Source organism: Luteibacter sp. P1_D3, assembly GCF_056406135.1.
Genome location: NZ_JBFUAT010000018.1, coordinates 1 through 25,215 on the forward strand (window position 1 = coordinate 1; position 25,215 = coordinate 25,215).

25 protein-coding genes are annotated in these 25,215 nt (G+C 63.6%); 17 read left to right on the forward strand and 8 right to left on the reverse strand.

Annotated elements, in window-relative coordinates; genetic code table 11:
* The 4 genes from AC1DYM_RS12770 to AC1DYM_RS12785 all read left to right on the forward strand — a co-directional run.
* A partial coding sequence (locus tag AC1DYM_RS12770) for a DUF4242 domain-containing protein (protein WP_477338830.1) occupies positions 1–241 on the forward strand: 241 nt, incomplete at its 5' end.
* Positions 242–329: 88 nt separating this feature from the next.
* Positions 330–896 carry an AAA family ATPase gene (locus AC1DYM_RS12775; RefSeq protein WP_477338831.1) on the forward strand — a complete coding sequence of 189 codons (567 nt, stop codon included), beginning with the start codon at positions 330–332 and terminating at the stop codon, positions 894–896.
* On the forward strand, positions 862–1,224 hold the full coding sequence (locus tag AC1DYM_RS12780; RefSeq protein WP_477338833.1) for a hypothetical protein: 363 nt from the start codon (positions 862–864) through the stop codon (positions 1,222–1,224). Before AC1DYM_RS12775 ends, AC1DYM_RS12780 begins: the two co-directional genes overlap by 35 nt.
* Positions 1,225–1,974: 750 nt before the next feature.
* The gene (locus AC1DYM_RS12785) at positions 1,975–2,346 is read left to right on the forward strand and encodes a helix-turn-helix domain-containing protein (RefSeq protein WP_477338835.1); all 372 of its coding nucleotides are present in this window, start codon (positions 1,975–1,977) and stop codon (positions 2,344–2,346) included.
* Positions 2,347–2,358: 12 nt separating this feature from the next.
* On the opposite strand, the gene AC1DYM_RS12790 is transcribed toward AC1DYM_RS12785, so the two are convergent.
* Positions 2,359–4,941 carry a glycoside hydrolase family 31 protein gene (locus AC1DYM_RS12790; RefSeq protein WP_477338837.1) on the reverse strand — a complete coding sequence of 861 codons (2,583 nt, stop codon included), beginning with the start codon at positions 4,939–4,941 and terminating at the stop codon, positions 2,359–2,361.
* 198 nt (positions 4,942–5,139) lie between these two features.
* Here AC1DYM_RS12790 and AC1DYM_RS12795 point away from each other — a divergent pair, with 198 nt between their 5' ends.
* Both AC1DYM_RS12795 and AC1DYM_RS12800 read left to right on the forward strand, forming a co-directional pair.
* On the forward strand, positions 5,140–5,691 hold the full coding sequence (locus AC1DYM_RS12795) for a peroxiredoxin (protein ID WP_477338839.1): 552 nt from the start codon (positions 5,140–5,142) through the stop codon (positions 5,689–5,691).
* Positions 5,692–5,707: 16 nt separating this feature from the next.
* The gene (locus tag AC1DYM_RS12800) at positions 5,708–6,355 is read left to right on the forward strand and encodes a haloacid dehalogenase-like hydrolase (protein ID WP_477338841.1); all 648 of its coding nucleotides are present in this window, start codon (positions 5,708–5,710) and stop codon (positions 6,353–6,355) included.
* A 3-nt stretch (positions 6,356–6,358) separates the two neighbouring features.
* Here the strand turns inward: AC1DYM_RS12800 and AC1DYM_RS12805 are convergent, their stop codons facing one another.
* Complete coding sequence (locus AC1DYM_RS12805; RefSeq protein WP_477338843.1) at positions 6,359–8,470, reverse strand: NHL domain-containing protein; 2,112 nt, start codon at positions 8,468–8,470, stop codon at positions 6,359–6,361.
* 165 nt (positions 8,471–8,635) lie between these two features.
* Here AC1DYM_RS12805 and AC1DYM_RS12810 point away from each other — a divergent pair, with 165 nt between their 5' ends.
* Positions 8,636–10,738, forward strand: a complete 2,103-nt coding sequence (locus tag AC1DYM_RS12810) for a phosphocholine-specific phospholipase C (protein ID WP_477338845.1) — start codon at positions 8,636–8,638, stop codon at positions 10,736–10,738.
* A 161-nt stretch (positions 10,739–10,899) separates the two neighbouring features.
* Entirely contained in the window at positions 10,900–11,349 is a 450-nt protein-coding gene (locus AC1DYM_RS12815) for a putative adhesin (RefSeq protein ID WP_477338847.1), read from the forward strand.
* A 63-nt stretch (positions 11,350–11,412) separates the two neighbouring features.
* Here the strand turns inward: AC1DYM_RS12815 and maiA are convergent, their stop codons facing one another.
* From maiA to AC1DYM_RS12840, 5 genes are all read right to left on the reverse strand, one after another.
* Positions 11,413–12,141 carry a maleylacetoacetate isomerase gene (gene maiA, locus AC1DYM_RS12820; protein ID WP_477338848.1) on the reverse strand — a complete coding sequence of 243 codons (729 nt, stop codon included), beginning with the start codon at positions 12,139–12,141 and terminating at the stop codon, positions 11,413–11,415.
* A gap of 19 nt (positions 12,142–12,160) precedes the next feature.
* Positions 12,161–13,045: a DMT family transporter gene (locus AC1DYM_RS12825; protein WP_477338850.1), complete on the reverse strand. Its 885-nt coding sequence runs from the start codon at positions 13,043–13,045 to the stop codon at positions 12,161–12,163.
* Positions 13,046–13,084: 39 nt separating this feature from the next.
* On the reverse strand, positions 13,085–13,555 hold the full coding sequence (gene cynS, locus AC1DYM_RS12830; RefSeq protein ID WP_477338852.1) for a cyanase: 471 nt from the start codon (positions 13,553–13,555) through the stop codon (positions 13,085–13,087).
* A 28-nt stretch (positions 13,556–13,583) separates the two neighbouring features.
* On the reverse strand, positions 13,584–14,222 hold the full coding sequence (locus tag AC1DYM_RS12835; RefSeq protein WP_477338854.1) for a carbonic anhydrase: 639 nt from the start codon (positions 14,220–14,222) through the stop codon (positions 13,584–13,586).
* Positions 14,223–14,315: 93 nt separating this feature from the next.
* A complete protein-coding gene (locus tag AC1DYM_RS12840; protein WP_046967661.1) occupies positions 14,316–14,699 on the reverse strand; it encodes a winged helix-turn-helix transcriptional regulator in 384 nt (127 codons plus the stop codon).
* Positions 14,700–14,781: 82 nt separating this feature from the next.
* Here AC1DYM_RS12840 and AC1DYM_RS12845 point away from each other — a divergent pair, with 82 nt between their 5' ends.
* From AC1DYM_RS12845 to AC1DYM_RS12880, 8 genes are all read left to right on the forward strand, one after another.
* Positions 14,782–15,936 carry an alkene reductase gene (locus tag AC1DYM_RS12845; RefSeq protein ID WP_477338857.1) on the forward strand — a complete coding sequence of 385 codons (1,155 nt, stop codon included), beginning with the start codon at positions 14,782–14,784 and terminating at the stop codon, positions 15,934–15,936.
* 93 nt (positions 15,937–16,029) lie between these two features.
* Entirely contained in the window at positions 16,030–16,755 is a 726-nt protein-coding gene (locus AC1DYM_RS12850) for an SDR family oxidoreductase (protein ID WP_477338859.1), read from the forward strand.
* A 175-nt stretch (positions 16,756–16,930) separates the two neighbouring features.
* Positions 16,931–18,508 (forward strand): SDR family NAD(P)-dependent oxidoreductase, encoded by a 1,578-nt coding sequence (locus AC1DYM_RS12855; RefSeq protein WP_477338860.1) that lies wholly within the window; start codon positions 16,931–16,933, stop codon positions 18,506–18,508.
* A 222-nt stretch (positions 18,509–18,730) separates the two neighbouring features.
* Complete coding sequence (locus tag AC1DYM_RS12860) at positions 18,731–19,606, forward strand: NAD(P)-dependent oxidoreductase (RefSeq protein WP_477338862.1); 876 nt, start codon at positions 18,731–18,733, stop codon at positions 19,604–19,606.
* Positions 19,603–20,427, forward strand: coding sequence for an oxidoreductase (locus tag AC1DYM_RS12865; RefSeq protein ID WP_477338864.1), 825 nt, complete (start codon positions 19,603–19,605; stop codon positions 20,425–20,427). Before AC1DYM_RS12860 ends, AC1DYM_RS12865 begins: the two co-directional genes overlap by 4 nt.
* Positions 20,428–20,477: 50 nt before the next feature.
* Positions 20,478–21,398: an alpha/beta fold hydrolase gene (locus AC1DYM_RS12870; RefSeq protein WP_477338866.1), complete on the forward strand. Its 921-nt coding sequence runs from the start codon at positions 20,478–20,480 to the stop codon at positions 21,396–21,398.
* A gap of 18 nt (positions 21,399–21,416) precedes the next feature.
* Complete coding sequence (locus tag AC1DYM_RS12875; protein ID WP_477338868.1) at positions 21,417–21,599, forward strand: VOC family protein; 183 nt, start codon at positions 21,417–21,419, stop codon at positions 21,597–21,599.
* A gap of 2 nt (positions 21,600–21,601) precedes the next feature.
* Positions 21,602–21,907, forward strand: a complete 306-nt coding sequence (locus AC1DYM_RS12880) for an EthD family reductase (protein ID WP_477338870.1) — start codon at positions 21,602–21,604, stop codon at positions 21,905–21,907.
* Positions 21,908–22,114: 207 nt separating this feature from the next.
* On the opposite strand, the gene AC1DYM_RS12885 is transcribed toward AC1DYM_RS12880, so the two are convergent.
* Complete coding sequence (locus AC1DYM_RS12885; RefSeq protein ID WP_477338872.1) at positions 22,115–24,424, reverse strand: TonB-dependent receptor; 2,310 nt, start codon at positions 24,422–24,424, stop codon at positions 22,115–22,117.
* 340 nt (positions 24,425–24,764) lie between these two features.
* Here AC1DYM_RS12885 and AC1DYM_RS12890 point away from each other — a divergent pair, with 340 nt between their 5' ends.
* Positions 24,765–25,214, forward strand: a complete 450-nt coding sequence (locus AC1DYM_RS12890) for a YybH family protein (RefSeq protein ID WP_477338874.1) — start codon at positions 24,765–24,767, stop codon at positions 25,212–25,214.
* Position 25,215: the final 1 nt, after the last annotated feature.

Consider the following 25,215-nt stretch of genomic DNA (forward strand, 5'->3'; position numbering starts at 1 on the left):
CACCTGGGTGCACTCGTACGTGAGCGCAGACAGGACGCGCACCTTCTGCGGTTACGACGCTCCCAGCCCCGAAGCCATCCGTGAGGTGGGGCAGCGCAACCAGCTTCCCGTCGGCAGCATCACCGAAGTGTCCGTGCTCGATCCGTATTTTTACTTAGGTACCGGACATGCCGGGGTCGAAACCGTGGCGCACTCCCGGCTCCGCACGCCCTGGCTACCCTTCAGTTACGTGCTGGCCTGAGGCGCGATGCTGCAAGGGCAGCACGTCGCTTCACTCGTCTGGAACCTGCCCGGTGCGAACATAGGGCAGGTTCCGGGGAGCGGGTACGGTGGAACTCATCGAACGCGATTACCCCCTGCAACGGTTGCATGAAGCGGTCGAGCGAGCGGAGCAGGGTTCAGGGCTCATCGTCCTGGTCAGCGGAGAGGCGGGCATCGGCAAGACATCGCTGGTCCGCCGTCTCGTTCGCGACCGGACCGGGGAAGGCGACCGCGTGCTCTGGGGAAGTTGCGAGGCGCTGTTCTCGCCCAGGCCCCTGGGGCCGATCTACGACATGGCCGGCGCCTTCGATGGGGACGTGCAGGGCATGCTCGGCGTCGACGGGCCCCGCGCGAGGTTGTTCACCGCCATCCTGAGCGATCTGCAGCATTCGCCGCGCACGACGATCCTGATTCTCGAGGACGTGCACTGGGCCGATACCGCGACACTGGACCTGGTGAAATACCTGGCCCGACGTGTCCATCCCCTGCGCGCCGTCCTCCTGCTTACCTATCGTGACGATGAGATAAGCGACAGGCATCCGCTGCAGACCGTCTTCGGTGACCTGCCCACCGACCGTGCCGGCGCGCGTCGAGATCGCCATGGTCGACGCCGTGCTCGCGCCGTCGCTCGATGACCTCTCCTCCGCCCTGGCGTCGGGCCTCCTGACTGCAGCGGACGTCTGGTATGCCTACCGCCATGAACTGGCGCGCATGGCCGTCGAAAAAGCCCTGGCCGCGCCGGTGGCAACGGCCCTACATGCACGCGTGCTCGCCTGCCTCGAGACCGGGAACGATCCCGTGCCGATGGCCCGGCTGGTCCATCACGCCGCGGGTGCGGGCGACGCAGCGGCCGTGTTGCGGTACGCGCCACTCGCCGCGGCCGAGGCGATGAAGCCTATGCGGACGATGCGGTGGCGTTGTTGGAACAGATGCCGGAAGAGAGCGAATTTGCCTGGGCATTGAGCAACCGGTCGCAGCTGTACATGCTTGCCGGACGTACGCCCGAAGCGGTCGCATGGGGTACGCGCGCCATGGAGCTGGCCAAGCGGGTTGATGACACCGAGGTCCTGTGCCACGCGATGAACAACGTGGGCACGGCGATGCTCTCGAGTGGCGATCCGGAAGGCCGGCACTGGCTCGAAGAGAGCCTTTCCATCGCGCTTGATCGCGGCTACGGGGAGCATGTCGCCCGGGCCTACGCCAACCTGACCAGTACCGAAGTCACGACCCGCAACTACGTCGTGGCCGCACGGACGATTCATGAGGCGGGTGTCTACTTCGCCGAGCGTGATCTCGACTCGTGGGCAAACTACGTGCTGGCCTGGAAGGCCCGCGTGGATTTCGAGCAGGGACGCTGGGACGACGCTGCCCGCCTGGCGAGTCAGCTCATCGTTCGCGATGCGGTGGCGCCGGTGACGCGCATACCGGCCATGGCCGTGCTGGCACGTATCCGCCTGCGACGTGGTGACCCCGGTGCGACCGAACTGATCGACGAGGCCAGCGAACTGGCCAGTCAAACCGGCGAACTGCAGCGGCTCGCACCCATCGCCGTCGCACGCGCGGAAGCGGCGTGGCTCCGTGGCGAGACCTGCCTGAACGATCCGTGGGTCGGGGCAGGGCAAATATCGCGACAGCGACGACCCGTACGCGATGCAATGGGAGGGGGCTTGGCAGTCCGCTGCGGACGCGTGGCGCATTCTCGCTTGTCCCTACATGCGCGCGATGGCCCTGTGGGATGGCGAGGAAGCCTGCAAACTCGAAGCCCTGGCCATCTTCGAAGCCATGGGCGCCTGCGCGACAGTGAAGCTATGTCGCGCCCAGTTGCGCCAGGCCGGCATACGTGGCGTGACACGGGGACCAAGAGCTACCACGGTCGCCAATCCCGCCGGCCTGACCACGCGCGAACGCCATGTCATGAGCCTGTTGGCGAAAGGCCTGTCGAATGCGGAAATCGCACAGCACATCGTTCGCTCGGAGAAAACCGTCGAGCATCACATCTCGGCCATCCTGCGCAAGCTGGACGTCTGTTCCCGCGGTGAAGCCGTCGCCGCCGCGGGGCGGCTCGGACTGACCGACCCGCCCTAGCGACGTGGGCCGTTATGGGGACAGCTTCGCCGTGAACTGCTTGCGCAGCTCGGCCGGCACGTCACCCTTCCCGAGCGACGCATCCAGCTGACGAACGCGTGCGCGGAACGCCGCCACCTCCTGCGCGAAATGTTCGGGGTGATAGTCGATGAGCCGATCGGCTTGCGCGGCTTCGGAAAGTTCGTCGGGAATGCCGCCGAACTCCGTCCAATGGCTCTTCAACCACTCGACCGCCTCGCGAACGTCGCGCATCTTACCGACAAGCCCATCGACATCGGGGGCATCATCCGGCCAGGTGACGTCGATCGCCTGGGCGCTGGCGAAGTCATGCGCCGGCAAGGACACCTGCAGCGTCAGCGTGCGTCCCTCGAGACGCCATGACCCAGGCTTGAGTTCGGCATCGCCCGCGACGCGCTGGAGCGTCTGGCCATCGACGACCACGCGTGACGGCATCGCCGACGCGACGAAGGCCACGCTCCAGTGACGCGTCGATGGCATACCCGCGTACGTGCCGGAACGCGGCGCGATGCGCAGGCGCACCGCGTGCTTCGACCACTCGGTGGTCAGTGTGGTGCGTGCGAAGGCCTTGCCGCGATATCCTTCATCGTCGCCGGCATCTTCATACAGTTCCGCCTGCCGGTTCGCGCCTGGATGGATCACGAAGGTGCGCGCACCATCATCGTTGGCGACGCTGTGCGTGGGATCGCTATTGGTCGGCACGATGGCGCCCGCGCGGGCGAATACCGGCACGTCGTCCAGGCGATAGCGACCGCTCACGGTCTGTCCGCCTTTCAGTGTCCGGCCGCGAGTCACGTCGAACCAGTCGCCCTTGGGCAGCCATGTGGTCTGTCTGGCGAAACCATCGCTGCCGGCGGCCGCGGTCACGGGGGCGACCAGCAGGTCGTCACCGAACATGTACTGCCCCGCGGTCTGGTAGGCCTTCTCGTCATCCGGCCATGCGTAATACATCGGGCGCACCAGCGAAACGCCAGTATCGAAGGCCTTGCGGCCCATGGTGTAGGTGTACGGCAGCAAGGTATATCGCGTGAGCACGGTGTCGCGCAACGCATCGAACTGCGCCGGCGCGAAACGCCAGGGCTCCTTGCGAAGGTCCGGATTCTTCGTCGTGTGCGTGCGCATGATCGGGCTGTACGCGCCGAACTGCATCCAGCGTATGTAGAGCTCGGGATCGATCCGCCGTGTCGCCGGATCGCTCTCGTCGCGGAACGTATGGCCGCCCAGATCGTGGCTCCAGTAGCCGTAGAGGACATTGGAGGCGGTAGCGGTGAAGCGCGGCTGGAAGGCCAGCGAGCCCCACGAGATGATCGAGTCGCCCGAGAAGCCGATCTGGTAGCGATGGTTACCCAGGCCACCCCAGCGATGATAGATCAGCGCGCGCTTCTCGCCCTGTTGCTGCATGTGGGTAAAAAACACGTGGTTGAGCCACCACGTGTTGCTCAGGCCCGGCTGGGCCTTCGATTCACGCCACTGCTGCCAGTCCAGCCACCAGAAGCTCACGCCCATGTGCTGCAGCGGATCGAGCACGGTCTTGAAGAAGGCGGCCATGTACGTCGCGTCAGCGGCCTCGAAGGCCAGTGGCTTGGCGGGATCGGCCTTCAACTCGCCCATGAACCGGCCGTAGGATTCTTCGTGGGGCAGGATGCCCGAGGCCGGGTGCAGGTTCAGCGTCACCTTGAGGCCCTGATCGCGCAGCCACTGCAGGAGGCGCTCCGGCTCGGGGAACAAGGCGCGATTCCAGGTGAAGCCGGTCCAGCCCTTGTCCTGGCCGTTGATGTCGTTCTGCGGATGCACCGATGACAGTCCGTCCGTACGGTGCCAGTCCATGTCGATGACCAACACGTCGAGGGGAATGCGGTAACGCACGAAATCGGCGACCACGTCGCGCAGTTCGCTATCGCTGTAGTTCCAGTAACGCGACCACCAATAGCCGAAGGCATAGCGCGGCGGCAGCGGTTCGCGGCCGGCCAGCAAGGCGAAGTCCCCGAGTGCCGCGGTGTAATCGTGGCCGTAACCGAAGAAGGTCCAGTCCGTGCATTCCTGGCAGGCCCGTCGATGCACCCAGGGCAGCGTCTCGTCGCCAAAGACGAAGCTTCCGGTGTCGTCCACGACATGCCAGCCATCACGCGAGAGCAGGCCGTCGCCCAGGTCCAGCGGGGTGTTGTCCCTGACGTGTCGATCGCCGTCCACCTGATCGAGCGTGCGTGCGGTGCCGCCGAGGTTGGCCGCGTCTTTCTGGCCCGGGTGCCAGGTGAAGGCGGGCTTGGCCCTGTCCGATGCGATGCTCAGGTTCTCGGCCGTAAAGACGCCTGCACCTTCCTTGTAGCGGAGGATGATGTCGGTGGTACGTATGACCAGCCAGCCGTTCTCATGGGCGATCTTTGCGTCGACTGGCGGGGCGTCGTTGCGCGTGGCGAAGACCAGGGACGGCGCGTCTTCGAAATGACCGTTGCCGGCGAACTCCATGCGGATGACGCGCGGCGTGAGGACGGTGAAGCGGGCAGATCCGCTGATGACGGCTTGGGGTGTGGCCTGGGCGATCGATGGTCCGATCAGGAAACATACCGTCGAAAACAAGATCTTCCGCGCTAGCGTCATGCGTCTGGCCCCAAGGATGAGAGGACGCCCGGGCAGTGCCCGGGCAACAGCGGACCGTAGCATGGGTGGCGACCGTCGCAATGCGCCGTATGGCACATTCCAGGGCAAGGTCATCCAGCACGTCGCCTTTGACGTATATGATCCTGACACTCTTCCCCCACCACAGGAGCCCCCGTCATGAAGCCCTTGATGACCCTCGCCGCGCTTGCGCTGGCCGGTACCGCCGCCCTGGCGACACCGGCGTCCGCCGCGCTGAAAGAAGGCACGCAGGCACCGGACTTCACCTTGCCCGCCTACCTGGCCGGCAAGCCGTTCACCTTCAGACTCGCCGACGCCCTGAAGCAGGGCCCGGTGGTGGTGTATTTCTTCCCCGCGGCGCATACGGATGGCTGCAATGTCGAAGCCCACATGTTTTCGGAGGCGATCGACAAGTTCAAGGCGCTGCACGCGACGGTGATCGGCGTGACAGCGGGCAATACGGGTGAGCTCGCGGCGTTCTCGACGGAGAACGAGCACTGCGGCGGCAAGTTCGCCGTCGCTGCCGACGAGGGCGCGAAGATTGCGAAAGCCTACGATTCGACCCTGATGATCCGGCCAGGCTGGTCGGACCGCACGTCCTACGTGATCGCGCCGTCGGGCAAGATCACCCATGTGTACTCGAGCCTGAAGCCGCAGAAGCATGTGCAGGAAACACTCGACGCGGTCAAGGCGATCGAGGGCGCCCATTAACACGCGCGACTGCGCGGTGTTCGACCTCGACAAGACTCTGCTCTCGGCGGATTCGACCGTCGAGTGGATGCGTGGTTTGTTGCGGGCATCACCGTTGAAGCTGCTTGCCGCGCTGCCGGTGCTGCCGGTGGCGTTGGTGATGCTGCACATGCCGTCGGCGAGGCGCATCGGTGCGTCCCTTTTGCTGTGGATCGCCACGTACGGTCTCGACAAGGCGGCGTTGGAGCAGAGCATCGATGCCTTCGCCGTGCGATTCGAGCAAGGCATGCGCTCGCTGCGCTGGATCGACGATGGGATGGCACGGCTGAGGGAGCACCTGGACCGCGGTGACCGCGTTGTCATCGTAACGGCGGCGCCGCAGTGGCTTGCCCGGCGTCTGCTTGCCTCGTTTGCCGGCGATCTCCCGATGATCGGCTCGGAACTGCGGAGGTCGGGTAGCGGCTGGATCATCCACCGGCATTGCCGTGGTATGGAAAAGTGCCGGATGCTTCTCGAAGCGGGTTATGGCAAGGCGTGGCGATGGGCGTATAGCGACAGCGCCGATGATGCGCCGATACTGGCTCGCGCGCGGGAAGCCTTCCTTGTCAATGCAACGGCGGCAACCCAGCGACGAGCCGCTGCACACGGTGCGTCCCATGCGGTCGTGCTGCACTGGCCCGCATAGCGCTCAGCGCAGGGTGATGGCGACATCGCGATGGCGTTCGGCGAGATTGCCCGACCAGTCGCTCGCCACGATGCGAATCAGGTAATCGCCGGGCGGAAAGATGCTCGCGTCCCAGGCGCCGTCGCCGACTTCGCCGTGGCGGAGGACATGCGTCACGGCGTAGATGAATCGCGTGCGGGCACTGCCGTGTACGGTCTCGCCGCTCTCCGGTGCATAGATGACGCGCGCCGCATCGTCGTCCTCAGGCAGTACGTCGAAGACGATGTTCATTCGCGCCGCTCCGAAGGCGGGCAACGGCGTACCGTCCGCGGCCAGCACCTGGTAGCCGACGGCGTATAGACCCAGGCGCCGCCGGGCGAGATTGCCGTCGACCTGGTCCCAGGCTTCGACCGCGATCTGGATACCTCCCGCGTTACGGGGAACGATCAACCGGTTCGCCACCTTCGTGCGCAGGGCCGTACCGGCGGCATCGCGCAATTCCACGGCGTCGATGGTCGGCGGGATGTGGTCGACGAAACCGGTGAATCCCAGTGCGAAGGCATTGCGATTGGCAACGTTCCCGGTCAATGAGAGGTGCGTATGCGCCATGGCGTTGACCGTGCCCAACACCTCGCCTGCGTGGAAGCGCGTGCCACGGCGGACCTGGACACGTTCCGGCTTGCCATCGTCACCTGCGCCGATGACGAAGCGCTTCGGGTCCAGCGACTGCCCTCGGGCATTACGGCCGACACGCATGTGGATGTAGTCGATGCGATCGATCGCCAGCCCTTCGTTGAGCTTGCCGAATCCCCAGGTCGACAGCGGATCACTCACCTTGCCGTCGGCGATCGCATGGACTTCGTCGCCGACGTCCGCACGCACGTCGAGCCCACCGTGCAGGTGATCGCGACTCTCACCTTTGTCGTTGCCGCGCACCTCGCCGAGCACGCCGACGATCTCGTGCCAGGCATCCTGCGGAGCGATCGGCCATCGGCCCTCCGTGACCGGAAGGGGTGCATCAGGCGCGGGCCCCATGGGAGCCGGGAGTGCAGGAGCCGGTGCGTCATCGACACGATAGATCCGTGCCGACGCGGCGTCCGTGACTATGAGCTGGCTGCCATCGAAGGCAAGTGAGGCCGGCTGTCGCATCGCCTGGCTGCCGTCCTCACCCGTGAGGATGCGCAATGTGCCGTCGTAGCCATAGCGCAATATGCGGCCGTGCACGGCCTCGGTGACATACACCGCATCGGTATCCGCGACGATACCGAGCGGCCGATGCAGCGGCGCATCGTCGTCTTCGCGGGACGACTGGGCCAGGGTACTGACCGTGCCATCCGGGGCGATACGCCGGATGGCACGATTACGGGTGTCCGCGACCCAGATCGATCCGTCCGGTCCGATCGCGAGCGAACACGGTGTGTCGAACCGGGCCTGAGTCGCCGCGCCGTCCTGATAGCCGGGGGCACCACCGGCGATCGTGGTGACCGTACCGCTGGCGTCGATACGACGGATGCGATGGTTATAGGTGTCGGCCACGTAGAGGTTGCCGTGACCGTCCGGTACCACGCCGAGGGGACCGTTGAAGCGGGCGTCGTGACCGGCACCGTCGCGGTCGCCGGGTCCATGCCCGCCGGCGACGGTCGTCACCGTGCCCTTCGGATCGACGCGGCGGATCGCATCGTTGCCCGTATCGGCCACGTAGAGGGTCCCGTCGGTATCGATGGCAAGGTCCGACGGGGTGTCGAAGCGGGCCACACCGGCAGGACCATCCGCCAGACCGGAGACGGAACCTGAGAACGTCTCGCTGCGTCCCGTCCGGTCGATGACGCGAATGCGATCGTTGTCGCCGGCATCCGCGACGAAGACACGCCCGTCGGCCGCCACCGCGATGCCCCAGGGATCGGAGAAGCGCGCGGGGGAGCCGTCGCGGAACCCGGCTACGCCGTCACCGGCGAGCAGTGCCAGATGGGCAGGATCCCGTGCGAAACGATGCACGACGCCAGCGTCGCGGATGGCGGCCGACGGCGAGGCTGCATCGACCGAACGATCCCGATGGCTACGGTGCAGGCAGCCGAGCCCGATGGCGATGACAAGAACCAGCAGGGCGAGTCCTATCCACTTACCGCGTCTCACCATCGAGGTTCCGTCCAGGGCATCCGGCAGAGGATAACGCACGGAAGTGTGATCGCCGACGCGATTTCAGCCAGCGAACAGTGGACACATCCACCCGTGTGCGAAAACTGTCACAACCCGCCGCGATACTCCACGGCGCAGGGGATCACGACAACGCACGGGGCACGCATGACCATCCAGGATCGGCGGCACTTCCTGAAGTTTTCACTTGGCGCCGCGGGTGCCGCTTTCGCGGCCTCCGTCGTGCCGCCGTCCATCCAGAAGGCGCTCGCGATACCCGCGGCACGCCGCACGGGGACGCTGAAAGATATCGAACACGTGGTCATCCTCATGCAGGAGAACCGCTCGTTCGACCATTACTTCGGCAGCATGCGCGGTGTGCGCGGCTTCGGCGATCCCCGGACGCTCACCCTCGGTACGGGGCGTTCGGTGTGGCATCAGCCGGTGACCGCCGGCAGTGACGACTACCTGCTTCCGTTCCGTCCCAAGGCGGATAATCTCGGCCTGCAATTCATCGAAGACCTGCCGCACGGCTGGAACGATACCCATGCGGCCTTCAACGCGGGCAAGTACGACCAATGGGTGCCGTCAAAAGGCACGACGACCATGGCCTACCTGACGCGCCAGGACATCCCGTTCCACTACGCGCTGGCCGATGCGTTCACCGTGTGCGACGCGTACCACTGTTCGATCCTGTCCTCGACGGATCCGAACCGTTACTACATGTGGACCGGCTACGTCGGCAACGACGGGCAGGGCGGGGGACCGGTGCTCTCCAACGCGGAGCTCGGGTACGACTGGACCACCTACCCGGAACGCCTCGAGGCGGCCGGCGTGTCGTGGAAGATCTACCAGGACGTGGGTGCCGGCCTCGACGCGGCGGGCGGCTGGGGTTGGGGTTCCAATCCCTACATCGGTAACTACGGCGACAACTCGCTGCTTTACTTCGACTCGTACAGAAATGCCGAGCCAGGCAATCCCCTCTACGACAAGGCGCGCACCGGCACGAACACGCTCAACGGCCAGTCGCTGTTCGATATCCTGCAGAAGGATGTCCTGGCCAATCGCTTGCCGCAGGTGTCGTGGATTGCTGCGCCGGAAGCGTACACCGAGCATCCCAGTTGGCCCGCCAACTACGGCGCCTGGTATATCGACCGCGTGCTCGATGCGCTGACCGCCAACCCGGAGGTCTGGAGCAAGACGGCGCTGTTCATCACCTACGACGAGAACGATGGCTTCTTCGATCACATGTTGCCGGCGTATCCGCCGGCGTCGCGCGATCGAGGCCTGTCCACGGTGAGCATCGACGGGGAGGTCTATCCGGGCGGCAACGGCTTCAATCCCGGCGTGTACGGCCTGGGCGTGCGGGTTCCGATGCTGGTTGTCTCGCCCTGGAGCAAGGGCGGCTGGGTGTGCTCCGAGACTTACGATCACACCTCGATCCTTCGCTTCCTCGAGCAGCGCTTCGGCGTGCGCGAGCCCAACATCTCGGCCTGGCGGCGTGCCGTTTGCGGCGACCTGACGCGGGCCTTCGACTTCGAGGGGCATGACGGGCGGGTGCCCGCGTTGCCCTCGACGAATGCGTACGAACCCGATCGCGGCACGCATAGCGATTTCAGTCCGACGCCGCCGACCGACCAGCACCTCCCACGACAGGAACGCGGCCAACGGCCGGCCCGCGCGCTGGCATACGCACTGGAGGTGACAGGTAAGCTGGATCAGGGGCAGGGGCGATACGTCCTCGACTTCGGGAACACGGGTGAGATCGGTGCCTGCTTCGCCGTCACCTCGTCCCTGCGGTCCGACGGCCCGTGGACGTATACGGTCGAGGCCGGCAAGTCCTTGGCCGACTACTGGACCAGTTCCAACAGCGGTGATGCCTACGACCTCACCGTGTTGGGGCCGAATGGTTTTCTCCGCCAGTTCAGTGGCAAGCAGCCGGCAAAGGCCGAGGATCACCGGCGGCTCGCGTTGCCTGAGGTCACGATGTCGCAAGGCCGTCATGCAGGTGAACTGCATCTGGTGCTGAGCAATGGCGGTGGGCGTCCTTGCGCCATCACCATCCAGGCCAACGCATACCTGCACCAGGCGCCGCAGCGCTATTGGCTGCAGCCCGGCGAGCACGTGGACGCGCGTTGGGATATCGCCGGATGCGATCACTGGTACGACCTGAGCGCGACGTCCGACGCCGATCCCTTATTCTTGCGGCGATTCGCCGGGCATCGGGAGACCGGGAAGCCGTCCGTCTCCGATCCGGCGCTGGGCGGGTGACGGGGCGAAGTTAAGGTTTCTTCGCTCGTGTAATCAGCTTTTTACCGATGGGGCAACAAGCCGCTTCGCCGCGAACATGATGCCGCCCGCCATGCCACGCATGGCGGCTGTCGTCGCGGCGAAGCGCCGCGGCATCCCCTACCGGCGAAAAGGAACGCATCATGTCACTGCAGACAACGACAAACGACTGGGTCATCAGCGGCCACGGCTCGACCTCCACCGCGACCAAGCCCGCGGAAACCACGGTACCGGCGCACGTGCGCCTGGTACTGCTCGCTCCTCCGGGGGCTTTCCTCAGCAACCGGCTGGGCCAGGCGCTGGAACGCGGTGTCAAGATCGACAAGCTGGTGCTTCGCCAGAACGGTCGTGACAACTCGCATTCGCCGAGTGTCTACGAGCCGGGCAGCAAGGCGCCCAACCTCACGCTGCACTTCATCGGCCCGCGCGATATCGGTACGCCGACCGTTCCCCACGTCATCGGCGTGGCCGTGGATACGCAGCTCAACGACATCTGGGCGCGTATTCCGGCCAGCTCGAAGGTCGTCACGGTGTACTGGGCTGCCTGCTCGAACGTCGACAACGATCCGCACGGCCCGACCGTCGACTATTAAAGCTGCCGTCTGACGCGATGCCCGGCGGGGCCATGGGCCCCGTCTGGCATGCATTGGGCGGGTTCATGCGTCGCGAGGCGCGCCTTCCTGAAGCAACGGATGCGCGCGAGCGAAGCCATCCAGCGCCGCGCAGTTCGCCGCGATGTCGCGCAGCGTCGGCATGCTGTCGAGGTCGATCTGCAAGGCCTGCGCACGGAACACGATACTCACCAGGCAGATGTCCGCCATGGTGGGCGTGTCGCCGTGGCAGAACCTGCCCGTTTGCGGATCAGTCGCCAGGAGGCGTTCCAGGCTTTCCAGATTCGTCGTCAGCCAGTGAACCTGCCATGCCTGCCACGCGACCTCGTCAAAACCGCCGTGCAGGGAGAGGTATTTCTTCACGCGTGGTGGCAGTAGAGGATTGGTATCCGTTACCAGCAAGGCAGAGAGCGAGCGGACCCTTGCGCGGCCGTGCAAATCAGATGGGAGCAGGGGTGGTTGGGAGACCTTTTCCTCGAGGAATTCGAGGATCGCCATCGACTGGGTCAGCGGCGGATGGCCGTCCTCGACAAGGGCGGGAATCACGCCCGCCGGATTGATGGACAGATACGCGGGTGTTGTCTGCTCGCTTTTTTCCAGATCGACGAACCGCTCGTTCGCGACCAATCCCTTCATGTTCAGCGCGATCCTTACCCGATGGGTGGCCGCGGTACGCCAGAAAGCGTAGAGCTCGAAGTCTGCGTTGGTTGACACGGAAGATCCTGCTGTCGTTGGACTGGCTGGAGCATGAGTCTTCCGTTTTCCAGCGTCCAAGACCGGTTCGTTATCCGCGTCATAGGCTCTTCTTATTGCCCACGCCACTCACGGCGAAGAGGCCCGCGACGATGAACGCCATGCCCAGCCATTCGCCGGCCGTCGGTGTCTCGTGCAGGATCGCCCAGGCCATCAGGACGCTGATTACCGGGACGGCTAGCGACGACACCGAAACGACCGCCGTCGGGAGCTTGCGTACGACCAGCAGCCACAGCGTCCATGCGAGACAAGTCGCCAGCAGTACCGAGTAAGCCAGGCCTGCGATGAAGGTCGGGCTCCATTCGATGGATCGCTGGGGAACGAGCAGGGCGACGACGCCCAACGCAGCGGCACCGAATGCCATCTGCCAGGCCGTAAAGGTGAGCGGATCCGGTCGATGCCGCTGGAACATGTGCTTGCTGGTCACGGTACCCAGCGCCCAACAGGCGCCGCTCACCAGAGCAATTCCCGTGCTGACCGGATTGCCCAGGCCGTGCCATGGCGCGATGACACAGGTAAGGCCGATCGCGGCGAGTGCCAGTCCAATCCAGTGCCGGCGTAGTGGACGTTCTCCAAGGAAGGCCCAGGCGAAGAGCACGGCCCAGAACGGCATGGCGTACGCCAGCAGGACGACATGGCCCGCGCCGCCTGAGATCAGGGCGAACTGACCCAGACCCTGGAAGGCAGCTGTCTGGGCGAGGCCGGTGACGAGTGTCCCGACGATCGGTGGCGGTGCCAGTGGCCGACGCAACGCCACCAGCACGACGAACAGCAGCACGGCGCCGATGCTGTAACGCAAGGCCGAGAAATCGAACGGCCCTGCGTAGCGCAGCACGACCTTCATGACGATCCAGCTGAAGGCCCAGATGACGACGGTGGCGCTCAGCGCGATGACCGAGCCCGTGGATGCTTTTGCTTCATTCATGCCTAAGCGTACAACCACGCTGCTCGTCGACTGAAATGCTCAGAAAGGTTTGGTCGGCAGGTACTTGCCGTCCAGCGTAATTACGGCGCGCTCGCCGCCGTCCGGATCCGCGACCTTCTTGATGTCGAGCTTGAAGTTGATGGCACTGATGATGCCGTCGCCGAACTTCTCGTGAACCAGCGCCTTGAGCGTGGTCCCGTAGACCTGGATCATTTCGTAGAAGCGGTAGATGGTCGGGTCGGTCGGGACGCCGCCTTCGATGCTCCCACGCACGGGAATGGTCTGGAGCAGGGCGATCGCGTCCGCATCCAGGCCGAGCTTCTTGCCGACGATCTCGGCAACGTTGGCAGGAAGAGGATGCTGGCCGAGCAATGCGGCCGTGACGAAGGCTTCGGACAAGCCGGTGCCCTCGGCGATCTGGGCGAACGTGAGCGACTTCTTCACCTTGGCCAGCACGATGGTGTCGGCGAGGTCCAGACGGGAAGCGTTGCGATACTGGGACTGGGTCATGGCGGGTCTCTGTGTGGGGAGTGGGGAGTCAGGCGGCTTCGCGAGCTGATGGATGGACTGCCAGCGGAACGAAGGTGCCGGTCGATGCGTCATACGCATCAATGCGGCCGCTCTCGATGTCGTAGCACCAGCCATGCAGGGCCAGGCGACCTTCTGCCAGTGCCAGGCGGACCGAGGGATGCGTCTGCAGGTTGGCGAGCTGGGCGATGACGTTCTCGCGAATCATCGCGTCCGCCTTGGCGGTGGCGCTGGCATGCGACCGCGCTTCGTTGACGACGCGCGCCGAGTCCGCATAGCTGAGCCAGTGAGCGACGGCCGGCATGTGCGTCATGCAGGTGCAGTTCGCGACGGCGGTCATTGCACCGCAGTTGGAGTGCCCGCAGACGACGATGTCCGAGACCTTGAGCGCGGCCACGGCATATTCGACGGTCGCCGTGACACCGCCGGGTTCGGGCCCATACGGTGGAACGATGTTGCCGGCGTTACGGATGACGAAGAGCTCGCCGGGTTCCTGCTGGGTAACCAGCTCTGGGACCATCCGGCTGTCCGAGCAGGAAATGAACAGGGTGCCGGGGCTCTGCTGATCGGCCAAGTTCTTGAACAACGTTGCCCTGGCAGGAAACGCGTCGCGCTGGAACTTAAGAATGCCGTTGATGAGGTCTTTCACGTTGGGCTCTCGGTCTGGCTGGTGCAAGCGAGACTAGGCCCGGGGCGGGATTAACGTAAAAGACCGATATCCAATCGAGTCCATCGGTTTTTCTTATGGGCTGCCGATGTCCGGGCGGACCACGGCGTCGCAGGGCAGCAGACGATCAGTGTCGTCGAGTTCCTCGGCATGGTGTTCGCCCCACTGCCGCATTTGCGCGATCAGCGATTCCAGGCTCATGCCCAGCGGCGTGAGGGCGTAATCGACGCGGCGCGCGTCATCCGCGCCCGCCTTGCGATAGACCACGCCGTGCTCCTCCAGCGCGCGCAGTTGCTGGATCAGTACTTTCTGGCTCAGCGAGGGAATGTGCTTCTCCAGTTCACTGAGACGCTTCGGGCCGGTCAGCAGCACGGAGATGAGGACGCCCTTCCAGCGGCCCGAAATGACGCCGAGCGTTCGCTCCAGGGGTAGGCCAGGCAGGTGTTTGCTGATTTTCATGTTGCACACCAATGGGTGTGTGGATGGGGCGATTCAAGCGGAATAGCGTACGCCGATCACATCCCTTCCCGAGGAACGATCGATGACGACCTTGTTTGAGACCCACGCGCTTGGTAACGAAACGGTGTTGAAGAATCGCATCGTGATGGCGCCCATGACCCGGACCCGGACGTCAAAGGGCGATCTGCCGAACGCGCTCATGGCCACCTATTACGGCCAGCGCGCCAGTGCGGGACTAATCGTGTCCGAGGCGACCGATGTGTCGCCGTGGTCGAAAGGCTATGCGTGGACGCCAGGTATCTACACGGAAGCCCAGGTCCAGGGGTGGCGTCTGGTGACCGACGCGGTTCACCACCGCGGTGGGACGATCTTCATGCAGGCCTGGCATGTCGGCCGGCTCGCGCACACCTCGACGCTGCCAGGGGGTGAGGCCCCCTGGGGAGCGACAGCCGAGCGTGCGAGCGATTCGGATGTCTTTGCTCATGACGACGAAGGCAAGCTCACCTTCATGCGCGCCAGTACGCCGCGCGCGATAACAACCGACGAAGTGGCCGTGGTCTTGGGCGAGTTCGCTCAGGCCTTCACCAACGCGAAGCGCGCTGGATTCGATGGCGTCGAGATCCATGCGGCCAACGGCTACCTGTTCGAGCAATTCATGAACTCGGTATTGAATACACGTACCGACCCATACGGCGGTCAGTCGCCGGAGAATCGCACCCGTTTGCTCCTCGAGGTCGTCGACGCCGCCATACGTATCCTGGGCGCGGGCAGGGTAGGTATCCGGCTGTCACCCTTCGGTCGCTACGGCAGCATGCCGGCCGATCCGAAGGTCGAGGAGACACTGTTTTACCTGTGCCGTGAACTGAATCGTCGTGGCATCGCGTACCTGCATCTTCTCTATCAATTGATGCCCTCGGGTAACGCCCAGGACAGCCAGTTCAACGAGTCGCACCTCAGCGAGTCCTTGTCGAGGAAGCTCCGTGATGGTTTCGCGGGAAGCATCATCTGGTGCGGCGGTTTCGACGGCACGACGGCGCAAGCGGCGCTGGATAGCGGGCTGGTCGATCTGATCGCATTCGGTCGTCCCTTCATCGCCAACCCGGACCTGGTCGAGCGGATGGAACACAACGGGCCGCTGGCGGAAGCCGACAGGTCGGCCTACTACACGCGGGATGGAAAACGAGGCTACACGGACTTCCCGGCCTGGGAACCGGCTGCCGTTCCTGTCGGGCAATAGGACGTATAACGAAGTGTTTCCCCCGCCGACCCTATGAAATCCGGCCGCCGCCACCACACTGCTGGTGGCGGGGCTCCTTCACCTGTGAGACTTATGAGCAAGAAAACCTTTCTTCTTACCGGCGCGACCAAGGGCATCGGGCGCGCTATCGCCGAGCGACTGGCCGCGGCGGGCCACCACGTCGTGGGCGTGGCGCGAAACATCGACGAGCCGGATTTTCCCGGCGAACTCGTTTCGATCGATCTGTTCGACCGCGAGGCCACCGCGAAGCAATTGGCCACACTGGTGTCGAAACACCGCTTCGACGGCCTGATCAACAACGTCGGACTGGTAAAGATGGACCGTATCGACGACCTGAAGCTGGACGATCTCGACATTTCGTTCCAGGCCAACCTCGTGTCTGCCGTACAGACCGTACAAGCGGTATTGCCCGGGATGCGTGAACGGGGTTTCGGCCGCATCGTCAACATCACGAGCCTCGTCGCGCTCGGCGGCTATCAGCGACGTACGACGTACGCGGGTACCAAGGCTGCACTGACGAGTTTCACGCGAAGCTGGGCGTTGGAGCTGGCCGAGACCGGGATCACGGTGAATGCTGTCGCCCCCGGGCCGATCGAAACCGAACTGTTTCGGGCAAATACACCGGCAGGGAGCGAGGCGGAAAAGGCCTTCCTGGCGAGCGTGCCGATGCGCCGCCTGGGCCAGCCTCGCGAGATCGCGGCGGCTGTCGCCTTCCTGCTTTCCGACGACGCGGCTTATATGACGGGTCAGACCTTGTTCGTCGATGGTGGTGCATCCATCGGACGCGCCGCCATTTAGCGGATGCCGGACAGCGATGCGGGCCGGGCCACCCGTGCCCCGGCCCCGCACGGCATAACGAGGCACCTATCTGAGCAAAGCCTCGCCATAACGGGCAAAATAGGCGGCTCAGTCCGTGAGGCGGCGCGTTCCTGCGCCTGGCAACGTGCTGATTTTCTCGTTACGGAACAAGACTTTGACCACTATCACGCCACCGTCCGACGACGCCGATACCGACGCCGCACTGCTGGAGCGCTTGCGCGCCGCGACGCAGCTGCTCGAGTCGGTAGCCGCCGATCGACTCCTGCTCGATGGGCTGCCGGCGGATGACCGCCAGCGCCTGTACCAGGCGGTGGCGCAGGTCTATCACCCGGACCCGGGTGAGCGTCGCATCCGATTGAAGGCCGCGCAGAAAGCGCGGCATGCGTCGAAGATCCAGGTCGAAGACACGGTGCTCAACCAGACCGGCATCCGCGCGCTGCGTCGGAAGCCGGTATTCACCACGCCGAACGTGTTTGCGCCGGAGGGCTTCGAGGCCCATGACGTCGCGCCCGATGTTGACGCCACGCATCCGCGCGAATTGATCGAGCCCAAGCACTGCTATGTGTGCAAGCAGAAGTACTCGGCGATTCATTTCTTCTACGACCAGTTGTGCCCGACCTGCGCGGCGTTCAACTACGCCAAGCGCACCGAACTCGTCGACCTTCGCGGGCGTGTCGCGCTGCTGACCGGTGGACGCGTGAAGATCGGCTATCAAGCCGGCCTGAAACTGCTGCGAGCGGGGGCGGAACTGATCGTCACCACGCGCTTCCCGCGTGACTCGGCGGCACGCTATGCCGAGGAACCGGACTTCGGTGAGTGGGGCCATCGCTTGCAGGTCTATGGACTCGACCTGCGTCACACGCCCAGTGTCGAAGCCTTCTGCCAGGAACTCGTCGCCACGCGGCCGCGGCTGGACTTCATCATCAACAACGCCTGCCAGACCGTGCGCCGTCCGCCCGAGTTCTATGCGCACATGATGGAGGGTGAGACCGCCGCGCTGCACGACATGCCCGAGCACGTCCGCAAACTGGTCGGTCATTACGAGGGTCTGCGTAGCTCGGACATTCTTCCCGAGGCTGGCGTTCCGACGAACTCGCTGACGAACCCTGCCGACGAGCTTCCCGGGCTGACCCGCGCGGCCGAGCTCTCCCAGGTGCCGCTTCTGCCGGAAGAACTCATCGCGCGAAGCCACCTGTTCCCCGAGGGAAGGCTCGATCAGGATCTGCAGCAGATTGACCTGCGCGAACGTAATTCGTGGCGTTTGCTGATGGCCGAAGTGCCGTCGGTCGAGCTACTGGAAGTGCAACTGGTCAACGCGATTGCACCATTCATCATCAACGCGCGACTGAAGCCCCTGATGATGCGCACACCCGAACGCGACAAGCACATCGTCAACGTATCGGCGATGGAAGGTCAGTTCTATCGGAACTTCAAGACCACGCGCCATCCGCACACCAACATGGCGAAGGCCGCGCTCAACATGATGACGCGCACCTCGGCCACCGATTACCACAACGACGGCATCCATATGAACAGTGTGGACACCGGTTGGGTGACCGATGAAGATCCGGCAGAGCTGGCAGCGAAGAAGGTGCTGGAAGAGCGCTTCCACCCGCCGCTGGACATCGTCGACGGTGCCGCGCGGATCGTCGATCCGATCATCAGCGGGATCAACACGGGCGAGCATGTCTGGGGGCAGTTCCTCAAGGACTATCGTCCGACGGACTGGTAAGTCGGCCGGACGGCCCCCTGTTACCGCGGGATTCGAACAGCGAACTCGGTCCCGCGTCCTGCGTCGATCTGCAATGGACGACCCAGGTGCCTTGGTGTGCGCGCCACCGCGTACGAACATATTTGAACATCCATTGCGCAGCTTTGTCAGTGCCCGACGCCTATCGTTCTTGATAGTTTGAACGCATCGGCGTGATGCGCCGGCCATCCTATGGAGATAAATATGCAGATCGGATTCATCGGTCTCGGCAGCATGGGCTCCGCTATGGTCCGAAACCTGGTGAAGGCCGGACATGACGTACGTGCGTGGAATCGCAGTCACGTCGCTTCCGACACGATGCCCGGGGTCACCTTGCTTGGCAGTCCGCATGAAGCGGTGCAAGCGGACGTGGTTTTCACCATGTTGTCGGACGACGCCGCGATTCGCCAGGTGGTGCTTGACGCAGGTCTGCTTCGGGACGCCCGTCAAGGAATGATCCATGTCGTTACCTCGACGATCTCGGTCGCATTCGCAAGAGAATTGGCAAAGCTCCACGAGGATGCAGGGCTTGGCTACGTGTCGGCGCCCGTCCTCGGACGGCCGAACGTCGCGGCGAGCGGGCAGCTCAATATTCTGGCTGCCGGCAAGGCCGATACGGTGGCGATCATCGAGCCTGTGCTCGCTTCGCTCAGCAAGAAGGTCTGGAAGCTGGGCGAGGATCCGGCTCAGGCTAACGCCGCCAAACTCGCAGCCAACATGATGATCGCCATGGCGATCGAGGCCATGGCTGAAGGCGTCGCGCTAGGCGAGAGCGTAGGTCTCGATCGCACCGATTTCTTCGAGCTCATTCTCGGCACATTGTTCGCCGGTCGTGTTTATGAAAGCTATAGCGCGCAGATCACGGAGCGCTCTTTCGAGCCTGGCTTCAAAGCGAAGCTCGCTCTGAAGGACATGCGGCTCGCGAGCGAGCTAAGCAAGGAAAACGGCCGCGCGTTGCCCATGCTCGACGTCGTTCAGGAACGGCTGACCACCGTCGTGTCGGCGGGCCTTGGAGAGAAGGATTGGTCAATCATGGCCGACATCGGGCATCACGACGGCAAAGTGGAGTGCAACGCATGAAGACGTGGCTTATCACGGGCTGCTCGAGCGGATTTGGCCAGCGACTTGCGCTCGCTGCGGCAAGGCGCGGTGATCAGGTCATCGCCACCGCCCGGAACGTCGAAGCAATCCGGGAACTGGCCCGGCCCTTTGACGGACGCATGGTCGCGTTGCCGCTCGACGTAACCGATGGTTCCTCGATCAGCGCCGCCGTTGCGGAGGCCCTGGCGACGTTCGGTACCATCGATATCCTGGTCAACAACGCTGGCTATGGGTTGTTTGGCGCGATAGAAGAGGGGGCGCCTGAGGAATATCGTCCCCTATTCGAGGTGAACGTATTTGGCCTGATCGAGACGACACGAGCAGTGCTTCCGACGCTTAGGCGCCATGGCGGGACGATCATCAACATGTCTTCCGGCGCCGGCATCGCAGGTCATGGCGGTGGTGGGTATTACAACGCCAGTAAGTTCGCTGTCGAAGGTTTGTCCGAAGCGCTGGCGGACGAGCTCAGGCCGTTCGGCGTGCGGGTGATCTTAGTTGAGCCGGGCCCGTTTCGTACCGAGTTCCTGGGTCGCTCGATCACCTTGGCGGCGAACGAAATGCCGGAATACGCCGTGAGTTCGCGGCGCCAGTATCGCAAGACGAACAACGGCAATCAGGCTGGCGATCCCGATAAGGCAGTCGCCGTGATCCTGAAGGCGGTCGATGCCGAAGAGCCTCCGTTGCATCTTCCGCTCGGTCCAACCGCCCACGGGATTGCTGAGCGGAAACTGGCCGCGTTCCGCAAGGACATCGACGTGTGGCGCGACATTTCGATCGGGACCGACTTCGATCGGCCCTGAGCGCAATCGTTCATCCCRTCCCGGCGCCACACTTCGACCGAGTGCAAAAAATGTTTCCCACGTTAGCGGGCTTTCGCCAACAACTGATTACGGCAAACGGCATCAAGATCAATGCCGTCACTGGCGGCGAAGGTCCGCCGATCCTCCTGCTCCACGRCTGGCCTGAAACCTGGTGGGAGTGGCACCACGTGATGCCACTACTCGCGGAGCATATGAGTGTGGTGGCCATCGACCTGCGCGGTGCCGGCTTTTCCGATTGCCCACTTGACGGTTACGACAAGGCGACGATGGCGCGCGACGCACACGAAGTCATGGCCGCGCTCGGCCATGAACGGTACGCGGTGTGCGGGCACGACATCGGCGGCATGGTCGCGCTGCCTCAAGCGGCATTGTTCCGGGACGCGGTCAGTCATCTTGCGGTGCTTGACGTTCCCCTTCCGGGATGGACCGGGTGGGAGGAGACCATCGCCAAACTTTGGCACTTCTCCTTCCACATGAATCGCGACCTGCCGGAACGAATGATCCATGGCCGGGAATACGACTATGTCGCGGCTTTCATGGCAGAGCGCTTCTATGACCACAGCAGCTTCGATCCAGCGGATATCGACATTTTCGCGAAAGCCATGGCGTTACCAGGGAGGACACGCGGCGGCATGGAATGGTATCGAACACTCGTCGGCGATCACATGGCTGCGCTGGAGTACAAGAAGCAGCCGCTCGATGTTCCCGTTCTCGCTTTGGGCGGAGACCAGCGCTTCGGTCCGCGGATGGTGTCAATGCTGCGCGAGTTTGCCAACAACGTGTCGGGCGGGTCGATCGAGCGGAGCGGTCACTATGTCGCCGATGAGCGGCCCAATGAGGTTGCCGCGGCGCTGATCGAATTTCTTGGAGCCACGTCATCCGAGGCGGTGGGGCCACATGCCTTCGAGCCGGATGCGGCCCGCGTCACAACCCCTTACTTCAACGTCTAGACCCAAACGGAGACCATCATGTCTACACCCGAGATCCGCGGTGTCAATCACGTCGGGATGACTGTTCCAGACATCGAGGCAGCGAAAGCCTTCCTCATTGAGGCATTCGGCGCCCAGCTCCTTTATCAGTCCAAGGTTTGCTACTGCCAAATGCCGTGGGGCACGACGATGGAATTCATCACGACGCCGGACGAAGGTTGAAGATGACGACGAAGATGATGGTCATTTGCACGGGCGATGCCAGCGTACGATTCGATCGGGCGTACTACGCCAACGAGCATTTCAAGTTAGCCAAGGCATGTTGGGAGGAGCACGGACTTCAATCGGCAGAAGCGTTCTTCCCACACGCCGAGGGCGGCGACTGGATATCCATGGGTGTGTACACCTTCTCGTCGGAGCAGGGGATACACCACGCACTGGCTAGCCCCAAGACGCAGCAAGTGATGGACGATGTGAAGAACTTCACCGATGCGACCGTGGTGCTCCGCAGCCTGTTCACGGCGTTCTGAGCGAGACTGTCCTTGAGCGTCTCGAGTGCATCTGCCAGGCGAATGTCCACCAGGTCGGCGAGACCGCCCGATCTCGGCTACGAGAGCCTACCCGGCTTTGTCACCATGTTCCGTAAGGCCCTGGGTACCTCGCCGGGACGTTACATGGCGGAGCGCTACTCGGGGTTAGCCTGAAGCCTCAAGCCAACCCCGTGCCTTAACGCTGAGTCAGTACTGGTACTGCAAGGTGACACCCACCGTCCGCGGCTGGTTCAGTGCCACACGGCGCGTGGTCGGCAGGTCAGCGGAGATCGCGACCGGTAGATCGGTCTCGCCACGCTTGTCGAACAGGTTGGTCGCGTACAGTGAGATATCGAAGCCGTTGCGACCTTCCACGCCCATGCGGATGTTGGTCGTGGCGAAGCCGCCGCGGCGATAGAACGGGCTGTCACGGTCGTACAGGAAGTTCGAATTGCCGACGTAGCTGACGTCGGCGCGCATGAAGCCGTCGTACTGCACGTTGACCCGGTGACGGTATTCGGCCGAGACCGAACCGGTAAAGCGCGGCACGTTGACCAGACGGTCGCCGTCCTTCGCATCGGTGCCGGGAACGTCGTTCTTCAGGTGCGCGTCGTTGTAGCTGAAGCCGGCGCCGAGGGTCACCGAGTTGATKGGCAGGAACTTGATTTCCAGTTCCGCACCCTGGCTGACCGCCTTACCGAAGTTGGCGGTGATGTTGTAGCCGCAGCCGAGCACGATCTGCTGCTGCACGTGGTTCCAGTCGATGTGATAGACCGACGCATCGACAAGCAGGCGCTTTTCCAGCCATGCGCTCTTGAAGCCTAGCTCGTAGTTCCAAAGGGTATCCGGGTTGTACTTGTTCAACTGCGACTGACTGAGGCCCAGGCCGGCCACTTCCGTGCCGCACAACGCCGCCGGTGCCGGATTGTTCGGACCACCCGGTCGGTAGCCCTGCGAGGCCGTGGCGTAGACCATGTTTTCCGGGCTGATCTGGTACTGCAAGGTGAATTTCGGCGTGCTGCCGTAATCCTTCGAGTTGCTGTGTACCGTGCTCGGGCCACCGTTGAGCAGGCCGTCGCCGCCCTGCGAGAAGCCCTGCTTGACCTCGAACGCACGGATACCCGCGCTGGCCTTCAGCTTATCGGTGATGTTCCAGGACAGCTCGCCGAACACCGCGTACTCGTCGAGCGTCGCGTTACGGGTACCCGCATAGATCGTCGAGTAAGCCGGGAACGGATTGTTGAACGTCTGGTTGAAGCCGGCCGGGTAGGGGATGGACGATTCAAGCGGCGCGTTCACGTCGTGGTAGAACGCACCGAGAATGCCCTGGACCGGACCATCGAAGTTGCTGGTCGCCCGCACTTCTTCGGTGAATTCCTTGTTCTTGTAGCTGCCGTACATCGTCGTTGGGTAGACCGTGGGCAAGCTGAAGAAGTAGTTGATCACCTTGGAGCTGTCGTCGCGAATGTTGACGTCGCGGGTGAAATACGAGGTCGACGAAATCAGCTCGAACGCATCGAACTGCTTGTGGATCGCGATATTGGAGATCGTCGACTTTTGGACGTTTGCTTCGTTGACGTCACGTACCTGGTACGGGTTGTCGAGCGTTGCGGGGATCTTGTCGTAGGTGAACGGCGATCCCAGCTTCGAGTACTGGTAGATGAAGCTCGGCGTGATGGACAGCGTATCGTCCGGCTTGATCAGCATCGCGACGCGCGTGCCGTAGGTCTTGTACGTGTTGACGTTGTCCTTCTTCTTGCCGTCCGGATCCGCCTCGAGGTAATTGGTCGGGGAGATCGGGTAGCGGTCGATATAGCCGTCATCGTCGCGGTAGTACGCCGACACACGCAGCGCGACCTTGTCCTTGATCAGCGGGACGTTGAGCACGCCGTTGACGTTGGCATTGGGACCGCCATGGTAGGTGCCCGAGACATCGGTCTTGATGCGTGCCTCGACGAAGTCCAGATCCGGCTGATTGGTGACGTACTTGACCGTGCCACCCATGGAGCTGGAGCCGTAGATCGTGCCCTGCGGACCGCGAAGGACTTCGACGCGCTCGATGTCGAAGACCGAAGGGTCGATAACGCCTCGCGTCGACAGCAAGGCGGCATTGCTCGAGGCGGCGATCGGCACGTCGTCGAGGTAATAGCCCACGGTGGCCGCCGAGCCTGCGCTGGACGAGATACCGCGGATGATCAGGTTGTTCTCGCCGGGACCCGACGAGGCGACGGTCAGTGCCGGCGCGATGCGCGCCAGGTCGCTGAGGCTGGTCACGCCCTGCCGCTCGAGCTGCTCTCCGGTCAGCGCCGTCATGCTGATCGGCACCTTCTGGATGTCCTGCTCTCGCTTGGCGGCCGTGACCGTGATGCCTTCAAGCGTCTGCGGCGTATCGGACGCCTGGGCCTTTTTCTTGTCGCTGGCGGGGGCGGTGGCGTCCTGGGCGCTGGCCACGGTGGACGACAGGGCCACGGACAACAGGGCCGTGTAGAGAAGCGTGCGCTTGAAATCGTGATTCATGAAACTCCCCCGCAAATCGGCTTGATGGAAGGCTGCCTGCAGAGGGCAAGCCTTCGGCGCACGCTCGTCGATGCGAGCGTGTTCTTTGAGTGCGTGTGCGTTAACCCCGGGCGTCGATCGCCCTTGCTCGGTTGATGCCGGACCGTCCTGACCGGCAGCGCCTTCGATCCCCTGGCACCGATATAGCCGTCTGAACCGCGATTGCTGCGGTGCACACTCCGTGATTTCGATCAGATCAAAAAGTTTTGATGGAGTCAAGCTTTTACGTTACGATCAGGTTGCAATCGCAGATAGCCATCCAAAAGGGTCGGATCTATTTCTCTCGTGCACAAGGGGTGTCATGAAAACCACGTCCGTTCTTCTCTGTGCCTTGAGCGCAGTGGTGGCGACCGCCACCGTGTCGGCTGAAACACCGGCTGTGCCGACTGCCCAGGCTATCAAACAGACGCTCGACGCCAGCGCCGCGGCTTGGTCCGCCGGCGATCTGAAGACCTTCATGGAGTGCTACGAGCGTGCCCCGGGCACCCGCTACGTGAGTTCCAGCGGCGTCATCGAGGGCTACGACGCCATCGAAGCCATGTACACCGCGCGCTTCAAGAAGCCGGGCGGCACCTTCGGCAAGCTCACACTGGAACTGATCGACGTCAAGCCGCTGGGTTCCGAATACGCCTTCGTCGTCGGCCGATACCACCTCAAGCCGGACACCGGTGCGGAGATCTCGGGCATCACCACGCTGCTCTTCCACAAGGTGGGTTCGCGCTGGCTGATCAGCAGCGATCACAGCTCGTAAC

Excerpts from the sequence above, each read along its gene's own strand:
- AC1DYM_RS12780 (WP_477338833.1), top strand. The coding sequence starts at position 862 with ATGGTCGACGCCGTGCTCGCGCCGTCGCTCGATGACCTCTCCTCCGCC.
- AC1DYM_RS12785 (WP_477338835.1), top strand. The coding sequence starts at position 1,975 with ATGCGCGCGATGGCCCTGTGGGATGGCGAGGAAGCCTGCAAACTCGAA.
- AC1DYM_RS12795 (WP_477338839.1), top strand. The coding sequence starts at position 5,140 with ATGAAGCCCTTGATGACCCTCGCCGCGCTTGCGCTGGCCGGTACCGCC.
- AC1DYM_RS12805 (WP_477338843.1), bottom strand. The coding sequence starts at position 8,470 with ATGGTGAGACGCGGTAAGTGGATAGGACTCGCCCTGCTGGTTCTTGTC.
- AC1DYM_RS12810 (WP_477338845.1), top strand. The coding sequence starts at position 8,636 with ATGACCATCCAGGATCGGCGGCACTTCCTGAAGTTTTCACTTGGCGCC.
- AC1DYM_RS12815 (WP_477338847.1), top strand. The coding sequence starts at position 10,900 with ATGTCACTGCAGACAACGACAAACGACTGGGTCATCAGCGGCCACGGC.
- AC1DYM_RS12825 (WP_477338850.1), bottom strand. The coding sequence starts at position 13,045 with ATGAATGAAGCAAAAGCATCCACGGGCTCGGTCATCGCGCTGAGCGCC.
- cynS (WP_477338852.1), bottom strand. The coding sequence starts at position 13,555 with ATGACCCAGTCCCAGTATCGCAACGCTTCCCGTCTGGACCTCGCCGAC.
- AC1DYM_RS12840 (WP_046967661.1), bottom strand. The coding sequence starts at position 14,699 with ATGAAAATCAGCAAACACCTGCCTGGCCTACCCCTGGAGCGAACGCTC.
- AC1DYM_RS12845 (WP_477338857.1), top strand. The coding sequence starts at position 14,782 with ATGACGACCTTGTTTGAGACCCACGCGCTTGGTAACGAAACGGTGTTG.
- AC1DYM_RS12850 (WP_477338859.1), top strand. The coding sequence starts at position 16,030 with ATGAGCAAGAAAACCTTTCTTCTTACCGGCGCGACCAAGGGCATCGGG.
- AC1DYM_RS12860 (WP_477338862.1), top strand. The coding sequence starts at position 18,731 with ATGCAGATCGGATTCATCGGTCTCGGCAGCATGGGCTCCGCTATGGTC.
- AC1DYM_RS12865 (WP_477338864.1), top strand. The coding sequence starts at position 19,603 with ATGAAGACGTGGCTTATCACGGGCTGCTCGAGCGGATTTGGCCAGCGA.
- AC1DYM_RS12875 (WP_477338868.1), top strand. The coding sequence starts at position 21,417 with ATGTCTACACCCGAGATCCGCGGTGTCAATCACGTCGGGATGACTGTT.
- AC1DYM_RS12880 (WP_477338870.1), top strand. The coding sequence starts at position 21,602 with ATGACGACGAAGATGATGGTCATTTGCACGGGCGATGCCAGCGTACGA.
- AC1DYM_RS12890 (WP_477338874.1), top strand. The coding sequence starts at position 24,765 with ATGAAAACCACGTCCGTTCTTCTCTGTGCCTTGAGCGCAGTGGTGGCG.